Below are 11513 nucleotides of genomic sequence, written 5' to 3'. Positions count from 1 at the left end.
GTTGCCTCGGCGGCATTTACTTGCCATAGTGGAAAGTAGTTGCCGTCGAGGACGAGGGGGATGGTCATGTCCGCATTCACGGACGCGGCCCAGGCGTTGGACCGGTCGCGCGCCATGGAGGACGCGGTACGCGAGCGCAGCGCCTGGTACCGGCGGTATCTACTGGTCTTCGGTGCCACCCAACTCGCCCTGGTACCAACCGTCCTGCTGTGGCGGAGCCCGCTCGTCGTCGCCGTGTCGATGACGCTCTACGCGCTCGTCGTCGCCGGGCTGAGCGCGTACGCGGCTCGTCAGCGGGCCGTGCGGCGAGGCTTCGGAGTGCGACACGGTCTCGTCATCGGAACGTGGGGCGCGCTGTACGCGGCGGCACTGGCCCTGGGGCTGAACGTGTGGGTGGGCAGCGTTCCGTTCGCCGTGGTCGCGGCCCTCGGGTGCGCCCTCCCGCCCGCGGTCGGGGCGTGGCTGGAGACGCGGAGGCCGACGGCGTGAGTGCCACGGAGAAGCCGGGCGCGCACCCTCGCCACGACCTGGAGCCGCTGCTGACGTCGCCGGTGCGACTCTCGGTCGTCGCGGCTCTCGCGCCGCTGGACAAGGCGGAGTTCGCGTTCGTGCGCGACCTTGTGGAGGTGACCGACTCGGCGCTGTCGAAGCAGGTGGCGGCGCTGGAGGAGGCCGGTCTCGTGTCGGTGGGCAAGGGCCGGGTGGGGCGCCGACCGCGGACGTGGCTGGCGCTCACGACCGAGGGCCGGGTCGTGTACCGGCGCCATCTGGACGCGCTGCGGGCGATCGCAGGGGCGTGAACGGGAGGATCTCCGGGCGGGGGCGAGCAGGGCTCCGAGCCGGGCAGAAGTCGATTGTCAGTGGTGGGTCCTACCGTCCTTTCCATGACGCGATCCGTACAGGCGCTGGCCTATTCACGCCCGTCCGCCCTGGAGTCCTCCGGGGCCGGCCGACTGCTCGGTCTGGAGACCTCCGGTGGGCTGACGCCCGCGGGGGCCGAGGCGCATCCCCGTTTCTTCTCCGGCTTTCTGACGTCCCCGCAGATCGCCGCGCGCGGCCTGCTCGCGGTCGCGGACGTGGCCGCCGCCCGCTACTACCAGCGGATACGGCCGGGGTCGCTGGACCCGGTCGTGACGGGGAACGGCGACCGGCTGCGGTTCGAGTCGTTCTCGGGGTGCGGTGGGGTGTACGCACGGCTCGACGTGCTCAGCGAGGGGCTCGACGGTGCGGAGACGGGACACGGCACCACCAACGTGGACGTCAACAACCCGCTGCGCGAGGCGCTGTCCCGGATGACGGGGAGTGATCCGCTCCATCTGCGGGTCGGTCCGGACGAGTTGGCGGTGACCACGCTCGAGGGGGCGGTCGTCGAGAAGAAGGTTCCGCTGCCCGATCGCTGGTTGCGCGGCTTCGCCGAGGCCCAGGTGGCCTCCGCCGGATTCGATCTGCGCGCGGAGCTGACGGGCCCGGAGACGGTGCGGTTCCTGCGCTCGCTGCCGCGTTCGCAGGGCCGTGGAGCCGGTCCGCTCTGGGTCGTCCAGACCGGGCGCACCTTGCGGCCCACGACTCGGCCGGTGGCGGGCGCCGTCTGCCTGCCGGGTCCCGAGCGGCTGGTGGCCCTGGAGCGGGTGTTGCGGCACGCGACGGCGCTGCGGGTCTACGGCCCGGTGCCGGACGGGGTCGCCACCGCGAGCGCCTGGGAGGTGACGCTGCCGGGGATGCGTCTCACGCTCACCCTGTCGCCCGACGCCTCGCGCGGCTTCTCCGGCGAGGGCGGTGTCCTGGAGGCACTGGCCACGGAAGAGGCGGCACAGGACGCCGAGCTGGTGTCGGTGCTGCTGGCCTGGGAGCCGCGCATCGACCTCTCCGAACTGGCCGCGCAGGCGGGCCTTTCGGTGGACCGGGTGCGCGCCGCGCTGACCCGGCTCGGCACGGCGGGCCGGGTCGGCTACGACGTGGCCGACGCGGCGTACTTCCACCGGGAGCTGCCGTACGACGCGGACCGCGCCGAGCGGCACAACCCGCGGCTGGTGGCCGCGCGCGCCCTGGTCGCCGAGGGGGCGGTCGTGCTCGACGGCGAGCTCGCGGCGGTGACCTCCGGTGAACGGAGGTATCAGGTTCGGGAATCCGGCGGAGTGCTGAGCTGTACGTGCCAGTGGTGGGCGGACTACCGAGGCCGCCGGGGGCCGTGCAAGCACGCGCTCGCGGTGCGGATGGCCCGGCGCGGGGCCACGACGGACGCCGCCCTGGCGGCGGGAGGTGCGCGATGACGGAGCACGACGGGGTGCGAGCCCTGCTCACCGCGGTCCGGGCCGGCCGGGCCGAGGACGTTCCCGGCCTGGTGAAGCCGCTGGACGCCGCCGCGCGCAAGGCCGCGCTGGCGGAGCTCAAGGCGCTGCGGACCGAGGCGCGCGGCTGGGACTGGCAGCGCTGGGAGGAGCGACGGAACAGCCTGCGCGCCGTACGCGTCGCCGGCGCGGGCTGCCACACGGGCGCGGCGGCCGCCGCGTCCTGGATCGGGAGCCGGGACCTGCGGGACTGGGGCCAGGTGTGGCAGCCGCTCCTCGCGGTGCTCGCTGACCGCGATCCGGCGTGGCTGGGCGATGTGGCGCAGCGGCTGGCCGAGCGGCCCGCTGTCGCCGAGGACGAGTATCCGCTCGTCCACGAGCTGGTGGTGCGCTCCGGTTGCGCCGTGCCGACCACGGACGGATACGTCCTCGGCTGGACGCGTTGGAGCACCAACGGCGCGCTCCTGGAGCGGTTGCGGACCGACCCGCAGACGCCCATGCTCGTGCCTCGCGCGCTGGAGATGACCGAGACCCCTGATCGGCTCACGTGGACGGCCGGACCCGGGAGCCCGGCGCACTGGCCGACCGCGCTCAAGACCCTCGCCGACGAAGGTGTGCTGGACCGTGCGTCCCTCGCCGAGGCCTGTGTGGCGCGGCTGCTCCGGGGCGGCCGGCCCCGGGATCTACGCTTCCCACTCGCCCTCCTCCAGCTCCTCGAACCGACCTCCGAGGAGCGCCGCGAGCGGACGGCCGACTGGATCGGCATGGCGGCCGACGGCCCCTCGCCGGTGGCGGGTTACGCCCAGGAGATCCTCGCCGGCCTCGCGGCGGAGGGCGCGTTGACCGTCCGGGAGCTGGCCGAGATGTCCGGGCCGGTGCTGTTCCGTACGGAGAAGAAGCTGGTGCGGGCGCAGTTGACGCTGCTCGGCAAGGCGCTGCGGCACGACCCGTCGGCCGTGCCGGAGCTCCTTCCGGTCGTCGCGGACGCGTTCGGGCACGAGGACACCGGCATCCAGGAGCGGGCGCTCAAGCTGGTCGGACGGCACCTGGCGGGGGTGGACGAGCAGGTGCGCGAGGAACTGGCCTGTGCCGCCGCCTCCTTGAGCCCGGCGCACCGACAGGCGGCCGAGGAGCTGTTCGGCGCGGCGACGGACATCGGCGACGACGTTCCGTACGAGGAGATCCTTCCTCCGGTGCCGGAGCTTCGGCGCGTGGCGGATCCCGCGGACACGGTCGCCGAGATGATCGAGGATCTGGTGGCGGTCTCGAAGGGCCGCACGGACGCGCCCGAGGAGTTCGAGCGCGCGCTGGACGGCCTCGTCCGGCATGCGCATCGCAACCGTGAGGAGCTGACCGGGGCGGTGGCGGCCGCGTTCGCCGACGCGTCCTGGATGGAGAAGGACACCGACGGACGTCCCCGGGACCCCTTCGGTCACGGCACCTACGGCGTGGACGTCGTCCTCGCCGCGTTGATGGGAATGGTGCGGCCCGCACGACTCCACGACGCCCTGGTGCGGGGGCAGAGTCCTGCCACGTGTGTGCACCGCGCCCTGGACAGGGTGGTCGACGCGCGGCTGTGGGAGGCCGCCTCCATGATCGGCACGGACCGGCTCCCGTTCCTGCTCGCGGCCCCCACCTGGCACACCGGGGCGATCGAGCCGTCAGTCCTGGTGGGGCGGCTGCGGGCCTACCGGGACGCGGGGATCGAACCGGCTCCGGCCGACCTCGCCCAGGCACTGCTGCGGGTCCGCAAGGCAGACGCGTCCGCCCGGGACGCGGCGGTGGCGGCGGCGGAACTCGGCACCCGGGCCGGTGAGCGGCTCGCCGACTGGCTGACGGCCGACGTGTCCCTGGCCCCCGGAGTGCGGTTCCTGACCCGCGGCCACGAAAAGGACAAGGACAACGGGAAGTGGTGGCTGGCGGACCGTCTTGTCCTGAAGATCCGTGAACGGCGGACCGTACGCGAGGAGTTCCCGCCGGCGTTCCGGTGGCTGGGCGGTGCCCAGACCCAGGTCGACCACCGCTGCCACCACTGGATCGGCGAACGGCGGAACTGGCCGGGCGTCCTGCCGGACGACCGGGAGACCTTGGCGGCCTGGCTGCTGCGCGTCCTCGCAGGCGGCGTCGAGTGGGACGAGCGCGGAGTGACCTGGGGTCTGACGGCGCTCGCCGAGTCCGACGGGCCGGTCGGCCCGGCGACCCATCTCGCGGTGGCGATCGGCCTCGGCTGTCGGCACGCGGAGGACCGGCTGACGGCCGTGGACACACTCCTCGTCCTGGCCGCCCGGGGCGATCTGGATCTCCAGCTGCTGGGGCAGACCCTGGCCGGACTGGTCGGCGAGGGCACCGTCAAGCCCAACCGGCTCGCGGAGGCGGCCCGTTCGGCCGCCGCCACCGGCGCGTACGCCACCACCTGGGCCGTGCTCGCCGGCGCGCTGCCCGGACTGCTGGCGGCGGAGAAGCCGGTGCGTGCGCTCGGTGAACTGCTGGCCGTGGCCGCCGACTGTGTGGAGCGGTGTGGAGCGACGGCCGAGATACCGGGCCTGGCGGCGGCCGCCGGGCGTGGCGGCTCCTCCCAGCTCGTCGTCCAGGCCGGGCGGTTGCGCAGGGCTCTCCAGAGTTCGTCCCTCCAGACCGGTCAGGATGTGACACAACCGGCCTGAAATCGCCATGAAGGCCCCAGATCGGCGCTTAACCCGTCAGTCACAAAGCGTTCGTGATCACGCAACACCGCTGGGTCACAGTGAAGCCATGACTGATGTGACTTCTGCGAAGAGTGCCCGCCGCCCCCACCACTGGCGGCGGGACCTGATCGAGCTGGCCGCCCTGTTCACGGCCGTGGTGGTGGCCGACACGATCGCCAAGACCGTCGTCCGCGGCGCCGAGGGTCCGTACATGCTCGTGTTCTCGGCCATCGCCCTGATCGCCACGGCCGCCTTCCACACATGGTGGGCACGGCGTCACAGCCATGCGCCGCCGGCCGGTGATCCCGGCGGCAGCGGGCCTGCCCCGCTGCCGTCGGCCGGTTCCACCGACAGCGACGAGCCCGTCGAGACGTCCCTCTGGCGGATGCGGACCACGGTCCGCGACACCCCGGGCAGCCTCGCCGCGCTGTGCACGGCGCTGGCCCGTCACCGGGTCGACATCCTGACCCTGCAGACCCACCCGCTCGCCGAGGGCACCGTCGACGAGTTCCTGCTGCGCGCCCCGGCCGGACTCCAGGCCAACGAGCTCACCCGCGAGATCGCGGCGGCCGGCGGGAGCAGCACCTGGATCGAGCGGGCCGACGCCCACGACCTCGTGGACACCCCGACCCGGCTGCTCGGTCTCGCCACCCGGACCGCCCTCGACGCGGCCGAACTCCCGCTCGCCCTGCGCCAGCTGCTCGGCCGGTGCACCATCCACTCCCTGCCCGCTGTCTCCCTGACCGGCCGCCCCACCGGCGAGACCGCCCCGGTCGAGGGCGTCCTGGAAGAGACGGTGATGCGGCTGCGCGACCCGAACGGCGGGGCGATCACGATCGAGCGGCCCTATCTGCCGTTCACGCCCACCGAGTTCGCCCGCGCCCGCGCGCTCGTCGAACTCGACGCCCGCCTCGGCCCGCGCATCCCGCGCAGCCACGACGTCCTCACCCTGCCCGAGGGCAACGAGATCACCGTCCGCCGCGTCGACCAGAGCGACCTGGTCGCGGCTCGCGCCATGCACGACCGCTGCTCCGAGCGCACCCTGAGCCTGCGCTACCACGGGCCGGTGGGCGACGCCGACCGCTATCTCGACCACCTCCTCAGCCCCCGCTTCGGCCGCACCCTCGCCGTGCAGACGGCCTCCGGCCGGCTCGTCGCCCTCGGCCACCTGCTGTGGGACGGCGACGAGACGGAGGTCGCCCTGATGGTCGAGGACGACTGGCAGCGCAGGGGCATCGGCTCCGAACTGCTGGGCCGGCTGGTCGCGATGGCCGTCGAGGCCGGATGCGAGAGCGTCTACGCCGTGACCCAGTCCTCCAACACGGGCATGGTCGCCGCGATGCGGGCGCTCAACCTCCCCCTCGACTATCAGATCGAGGAGGGGACCCTCGTCATCACCGCCCGACTCGGGGCGACTCCGACGCGGAGCCGTCTGCCGTACGAGGAGTACCAGCAGGCCGAGCGCTGAGCGCCTGGGTCAGGTCCCGCCACAGGTCCTCGACGTCCTCCAGACCGACCGACATCCGCAGCAGCCGGTCGCTGACGCCCGCCGAGCGCCGGTCTCCCTCGGCCACGATCCGGTGGCTGATGGAGGCCGGGTGCTGGATCAGGGTGTCGACGCTGCCGAGACTGACCGCCGGCGTGATGAGCCGTACGCCGGCGATCACGTCGTGCGGGTCTCCGTACACCTCGAACGAGACCATCGCGCCGCCCACGCTCGGGTAGTGGACCCGGGAAATGCGCGGATCGGTGGCGAGCCGCCGGACCAGCTCCGCGGCCGTCGTCGACGCCGCCCGCACCCGTACCGGCAGGGTGGAGAGCCCGCGCAGCAGCAGATAGCCGGCCAGCGGGTGCAGCACACCGCCCGTCGCGAACCGCACCTGGCGCAGGCTGCGGGCGAACTCCTCGTCGCAGGCCACGACGCCGCCCATGACGTCGCCGTGGCCGCCCAGGTACTTGGTCGCGCTGTGCAGGACGATCCGCGCCCCGTGCTCGGCCGGCCGCTGGAGCACCGGGGTGGCGAAGGTGTTGTCCACCAGGAGCGGCACGGAGCCGCAGGCGTGGGCCACGGCGCGGATGTCGACCTCGGCGAGGGTCGGGTTGGCCGGGGTCTCCACCATCACCAGGCCGGTGTCCGGCCGGATCGCCTCGGCGATGCCCGCCGGGTCGGTCCAGGTGACCTCGGTGCCGAGCAGTCCGGCGTTCAGCAGATGGTCGCTGCAGCCGTACAGCGGACGGACGGCCACCACGTGGCGCAGCCCGAGGCTCGCCCGTACGAGCAGGACGGCGGTGAGCGCCGCCATGCCGCTGGCGAAGGCCACGGCGGAGTCGGTGCCCTCCAGGCGGGCGAGCGCCGTCTCGAAGCGGGCGGTGGTGGGGTTGTCCAGGCGGGCGTAGACGGGCGGCCCGTCGAGCCGGGCCCCCGTGGCGGCGAATTCGTCGATCCGGGCGGCCTCGGCCCGGGTGTCGTACGACGGGTAGGTCGTGGACAGGTCGAGCGGCGGGGCGTGCAGGCCGAGAGCAGCGAGATCGTCGCGGCCGGCGTGCACGGCTTCGGTGGCCAGAGCCCTGCGGGTGGAGGCGTCGTAGTCCATGTACATGACGGCACTGTGAACGGATACCGGAAGGCAGCGATGTATCACCGTGCTACGTTCGGCAGATGGCCGATTCTGTCGTACTGGACCCGGTCGATCTGCACATACTTCGCCTCTTGCAGAACGACGCCCGGACCACCTACCGCGAACTCGCCGCCGAGGTGGGCGTGGCACCGTCCACCTGCCTGGACCGGGTGGCACGGCTGCGCCGTACGGGAGTGATCCTGGGTCACCGGCTGCGACTGGATTCGGCCAAACTCGGCCGTGGGCTCGAAGCACTGCTCCTCGTCCAGGTCCGCCCGCACCGGCGCGAACTGATCGGTCCGTTCGTGGAGCGCATCCGCGCGCTGCCGGAGTCCCGCGCACTGTTCCATCTGACGGGGCCCGACGACTACCTCGTGCACGTGGCCGTCTCCGACCCCGCCGACCTGCAACGACTCGTGCTCGACGAGTTCACCTCGCGCCGCGAGGTGGCCCGCGTCGAGACCCGGCTGATCTTCCAGCAGTGGGAGTGCGGCCCTCTTCTCCCGCCTTCTCCCGGCGCTCATTTGTCAGCCGACTGAGATCGAACGAGGGTGACGCGAGGACGGTGGAGGCACGAGGATGAGCCTCATGCCAGAGACTTCCAGCAGCGCGCTGCCCCGCCAGGTCGCCGACACCTACGTCGACGCACTCATCGCACTCGACCCGATCACCGGTACATACCTGGGAGTCAAAGAGAGCGCCGGCCTCCTTCCCGACTTCTCACCGGCCGGACAGGAGGCGGTGGCCGAACTCGCCCGCCGCACCCTGGCCCTGCTCGACGAGGCCGAGCGGCGGCCCGGCGCGGACACCGATGCCGAACGGCGCTGCGGCCGCCTGCTCCGGGAGCGGCTGACAGCCGAACTCGCCGTCCACGAGGCCGATGAGGGCCTCTGCACGGTCAGCAACATGCGGTCCCCCGCGCACAGCGTGCGGATGGTGTTCACCGTGATGGCGACGGAGACGGAAGAGGACTGGGAGGCCGTGGCCCAGCGGCTGCGCGCGGTTCCCGCGTCCTTGGAGGGCTACCGCGCCTCGCTCGCGCTGGGTCTGGAGCGCAAGCTGCTGGGCGGCCCGCGGCCGACCGCGACCTTCGTCGACCAGCTGACGGAGTGGTCGGGCGGCGAGGGCGAGGGCCGTGGCTGGTTCGAGGAGTTCGCCGACCAGGGGCCTCAGTCCCTGCGTCCCGAACTGCGGACGGAGCTCGCGGCGGCGGCCCGTGGCGCGACCGAGGCGCTCGCCGCGCTGCGGGACTGGATGCGTGACGTGTACGCCCCCGCGGTCGTGGGCGCGCCCGACACGGTGGGCCGCGAGCGCTACCAGCGGTGGTCGCGCTACTTCAACGGCACCGACCTGGACCTGGACCAGGCCTACGCGTACGGCTGGTCCGAGTACCACCGTCTCCTCGGCGAGATGCGCGTCGAGGCGGAGCGCATCCTGCCCGGGTCGGGTCCGTGGGAGGCGCTCGCGCACCTGGACGTCCACGGCACCCACATCGAGGGCGTCGAGGAGGTCAGGGTCTGGCTGCAGGAACTGATGGACGAGGCGATCGAGGCGCTCGACGGCACCCACTTCGAACTCGCCGAGCGGGTACGGAAGGTGGAGTCGCACATCGCCCCGCCGGGCGGCGCCGCAGCCCCGTACTACACCGGCCCCTCGGAGGACTTCTCCCGGCCCGGGCGCACCTGGCTGCCGGTCGACGGCCAGACCCGCTTCCCGGTGTACGACCTGGTGTCGACCTGGTACCACGAGGGTGTCCCCGGCCACCACCTGCAGATCGCCCAGTGGGTGCACGTGGCCGACCGGCTCTCCCGCTACCAGGCGACGATCGGCGGGGTCAGCGCCAACGCGGAGGGCTGGGCGCTCTACGCGGAGCGGCTGATGGACGAGCTCGGCTTCCTGCCGGACGCCGAACGGCGGCTCGGCTATCTGGACGCGCAGATGATGCGCGCCTGCCGCGTGATCGTCGACATCGGCATGCACCTGCGGCTCGAGATCCCGGCGGACTCGCCCTTCCACCCGGGCGAGCAGTGGACGCCCGAGCTGGCCGAGGAGTTCTTCCAGCAGCACTGCAGCCGTCCGCCGGCCTTCGTCGCGAGCGAGATGACGCGCTATCTCTCGATGCCGGGCCAGGCGATCGGCTACAAGCTGGGCGAGCGTGCCTGGCTGCTCGGCCGCGCCAACGCGCGGGCGGCGCACGGCGACGCGTTCGACGCGAAGGCGTGGCACATGGCGGCGCTGTCGCAGGGTCCGCTGGGTCTCGACGACCTCGTGGACGAGATCTCGCGCCTCTGACGGACCGGGCGAAGGGACCGCGGGCACAGACGAGAAGGCCCGCGGCCCGAACCGGCGAAGAGGTCGGCGGGCGGGCGGGGAATCCGGCACGATTCCCCTTCCGCACCGTGAGAATCCCCGGGCGCGTCTTGATCGCCCGGGGATCTCCCTGGTACATCTCGGCCATGACCGCTTATTCACCGGACGCCACCGACTGGCGCATCCTCGAGGCCCTGCAGAGCCAGGGCCGGGCCAGCTTCGCGGAGCTGGCCCGGGCCGTGTCCATGTCCGCCTCCGCCGTGACCGAGCGGGTGCGCAGGCTGGAGGAGGCCGGGGTGATCGCCGGATACACGGCGGTGGTGGACCAGGAGCGGCTCGGGCTGCCGATCCTCGCCTTCGTCCGGCTGCGCTACCCCAACGGCAACTACAAGCCGTTCCACGATCTGATCGAGACCACGCCGGAGGTCCTGGAGGCGCACCATGTGACCGGCGACGACTGCTTCGTGATCAAGGTGGCCGCCCGGTCCATGAAGCACCTGGAGGAAATCTCCGGGAAGGTCGCCACGCTCGGCTCCGTGACGACGAACGTGGTGTACTCCTCGCCGCTCCCCCGACGCCCGATCAGCCGCTGAGGCCGCCTCCCGTACGGAGCTTCACGGTAGAGCCGTGGCGCTCCTTGACGACCTCCAGCTGGGCCGGGATGCGGCGGCGCAGGTCTCCCACGTGGCTGACGATGCCGACGCTGCGGTCCCGTTCGCGCAGGGAGTCGAGGACGTCGAGCACCTCGTCGAGGGTCTGGTCGTCCAGACTGCCGAACCCCTCGTCGATTCCGGCCCGAAGCAGCAGCCGCGGCGCCTGGTGCCGTGGGCTCGGAGCGTCCGGGAGGGGCTACGGAGAACCCCACCAGCGTCCTGCCGCCCAGGCCAGCACGTACCCCGTGCTGTTCAGCGCGCAATGCAGCGCCATGGGCGGAATCAGGCTCCCCGATCGGCGGCGGAGTTCGCAGAGCAGGACCCCGGCAAGGGCCGTGCCGACGACAGCCGTCACCACCGACAGGGCCACGCCGGCGGAGCCGGTACCGAAGACGGCCTCAGCCGCCGCGTTGGCGCGAGTCAACCCGCGGGACGGCAGGACGTGCCAGAGGCCGAAGAGGAAGGAGGAGATTGTCGTCGCCCAAAGGTGGCCCCACCGTCGTTCCAGCATGGCCCACAGCACTCCACGAAAGGCGATCTCCTCCAGCAGCACCGTGCCGAGCGGCACGCGGACCAGGGCGCGGTACGCCAGCTCGCCGCCGGTCAGACCTGCGGCACGCTGGTCCTGGAAGGCTTCCCGGGTGAACGGCATGGCGAGCCCCGCCAGGTACACCGCGACGACGGCCGCGACCAGGATCAGCCCCCATCGCAGTCCGCGGCGGACGGAGTCCCTGCCGAGCCCCAGATCGTCCGCCGTCAGTCCGGAGAGCCGCGCGATCAGCACGAGCAGGGCCGCCGCGGTGAGGCAGACCGGCACGTAGAGGCCGGGGGCCAACCGGTTGTTGACCGCGTTTACGGCAGCGAGCACCAAGACGACCGAGAGCAGCATCCGCATGGTTCCCCAGGATCGCCGACAGGTCCCGGCGAAGGTTCGCAACGCGCCCCGCCCCCTGCTGTGAG

The 11513-nt window shown here is 72.6% G+C and carries 10 protein-coding genes and 1 pseudogene; 8 read left to right on the top strand and 3 right to left on the bottom strand.

Annotation, left to right across the window (positions count from 1 at the left end):
• Positions 1-66 precede the first annotated feature (66 nt).
• The 5 genes from ACFV9D_RS04185 (at position 67) to ACFV9D_RS04165 (ending at position 6440) form a co-directional block, all read left to right on the top strand.
• Positions 67-489: a hypothetical protein gene (locus tag ACFV9D_RS04185; RefSeq protein WP_385140593.1), complete on the top strand. Its 423-nt coding sequence runs from the start codon at positions 67-69 to the stop codon at positions 487-489.
• Positions 486-800: a winged helix-turn-helix domain-containing protein gene (locus tag ACFV9D_RS04180; protein WP_385140590.1), complete on the top strand. Its 315-nt coding sequence runs from the start codon at positions 486-488 to the stop codon at positions 798-800. The genes ACFV9D_RS04185 and ACFV9D_RS04180 overlap by 4 nt, the downstream gene beginning before the upstream one ends.
• 84 nt (positions 801-884) lie before the next feature.
• Entirely contained in the window at positions 885-2270 is a 1386-nt protein-coding gene (locus ACFV9D_RS04175) for an SWIM zinc finger family protein (protein WP_385140587.1), read from the top strand.
• Positions 2267-4951 (top strand): DUF6493 family protein, encoded by a 2685-nt coding sequence (locus tag ACFV9D_RS04170; protein WP_385140584.1) that lies wholly within the window; start codon positions 2267-2269, stop codon positions 4949-4951. The genes ACFV9D_RS04175 and ACFV9D_RS04170 overlap by 4 nt, the downstream gene beginning before the upstream one ends.
• A gap of 88 nt (positions 4952-5039) precedes the next feature.
• Positions 5040-6440: a GNAT family N-acetyltransferase gene (locus ACFV9D_RS04165; protein ID WP_385140581.1), complete on the top strand. Its 1401-nt coding sequence runs from the start codon at positions 5040-5042 to the stop codon at positions 6438-6440.
• Here ACFV9D_RS04165 and ACFV9D_RS04160 read toward each other — a convergent pair.
• Entirely contained in the window at positions 6367-7572 is a 1206-nt protein-coding gene (locus ACFV9D_RS04160) for a trans-sulfuration enzyme family protein (protein ID WP_385140578.1), read from the bottom strand. The two genes, ACFV9D_RS04165 and ACFV9D_RS04160, sit on opposite strands and share 74 nt — an antisense overlap.
• A 59-nt stretch (positions 7573-7631) precedes the next feature.
• On the opposite strand from ACFV9D_RS04160, the gene ACFV9D_RS04155 reads away from it, so the two are divergent.
• The 3 genes from ACFV9D_RS04155 (at position 7632) to ACFV9D_RS04145 (ending at position 10493) form a co-directional block, all read left to right on the top strand.
• On the top strand, positions 7632-8129 hold the full coding sequence (locus ACFV9D_RS04155) for an Lrp/AsnC family transcriptional regulator (protein WP_385140575.1): 498 nt from the start codon (positions 7632-7634) through the stop codon (positions 8127-8129).
• 49 nt (positions 8130-8178) lie between these two features.
• Positions 8179-9882 carry a DUF885 domain-containing protein gene (locus ACFV9D_RS04150; protein ID WP_385140572.1) on the top strand — a complete coding sequence of 568 codons (1704 nt, stop codon included), beginning with the start codon at positions 8179-8181 and terminating at the stop codon, positions 9880-9882.
• A 164-nt stretch (positions 9883-10046) separates the two neighbouring features.
• Complete coding sequence (locus tag ACFV9D_RS04145) at positions 10047-10493, top strand: Lrp/AsnC family transcriptional regulator (RefSeq protein WP_385140570.1); 447 nt, start codon at positions 10047-10049, stop codon at positions 10491-10493.
• Here ACFV9D_RS04145 and ACFV9D_RS04140 read toward each other — a convergent pair.
• Together ACFV9D_RS04140 and ACFV9D_RS04135 are read right to left on the bottom strand one after the other, a co-directional pair.
• Positions 10483-10689, bottom strand: a pseudogene (locus tag ACFV9D_RS04140) (hypothetical protein); the annotation flags it as partial. The gene ACFV9D_RS04145 and the pseudogene ACFV9D_RS04140 overlap by 11 nt on opposite strands.
• A 60-nt stretch (positions 10690-10749) precedes the next feature.
• Positions 10750-11448: a CPBP family intramembrane glutamic endopeptidase gene (locus ACFV9D_RS04135; RefSeq protein ID WP_385140567.1), complete on the bottom strand. Its 699-nt coding sequence runs from the start codon at positions 11446-11448 to the stop codon at positions 10750-10752.
• Positions 11449-11513 lie beyond the last annotated feature (65 nt).

The sequence above is a fragment of the Streptomyces sp. NPDC059875 genome, assembly GCF_042731085.1.
GTDB lineage: Bacteria > Actinomycetota > Actinomycetes > Streptomycetales > Streptomycetaceae > Streptomyces.
The sequence above is the reverse complement of the archived record's forward strand: the minus strand, read 5'-3'. Positions and strand labels throughout refer to the sequence as shown.

Bases quoted from the DNA above. Each gene is read 5' to 3' on its own strand.
- ACFV9D_RS04185 (WP_385140593.1), top strand. From the start codon at position 67: ATGTCCGCATTCACGGACGCGGCCCAGGCGTTGGACCGGTCGCGCGCC.
- ACFV9D_RS04175 (WP_385140587.1), top strand. From the start codon at position 885: ATGACGCGATCCGTACAGGCGCTGGCCTATTCACGCCCGTCCGCCCTG.
- ACFV9D_RS04170 (WP_385140584.1), top strand. From the start codon at position 2,267: ATGACGGAGCACGACGGGGTGCGAGCCCTGCTCACCGCGGTCCGGGCC.
- ACFV9D_RS04165 (WP_385140581.1), top strand. From the start codon at position 5,040: ATGACTGATGTGACTTCTGCGAAGAGTGCCCGCCGCCCCCACCACTGG.
- ACFV9D_RS04160 (WP_385140578.1), bottom strand. From the start codon at position 7,572: ATGTACATGGACTACGACGCCTCCACCCGCAGGGCTCTGGCCACCGAA.
- ACFV9D_RS04155 (WP_385140575.1), top strand. From the start codon at position 7,632: ATGGCCGATTCTGTCGTACTGGACCCGGTCGATCTGCACATACTTCGC.
- ACFV9D_RS04150 (WP_385140572.1), top strand. From the start codon at position 8,179: ATGCCAGAGACTTCCAGCAGCGCGCTGCCCCGCCAGGTCGCCGACACC.
- ACFV9D_RS04145 (WP_385140570.1), top strand. From the start codon at position 10,047: ATGACCGCTTATTCACCGGACGCCACCGACTGGCGCATCCTCGAGGCC.
- ACFV9D_RS04135 (WP_385140567.1), bottom strand. From the start codon at position 11,448: ATGCGGATGCTGCTCTCGGTCGTCTTGGTGCTCGCTGCCGTAAACGCG.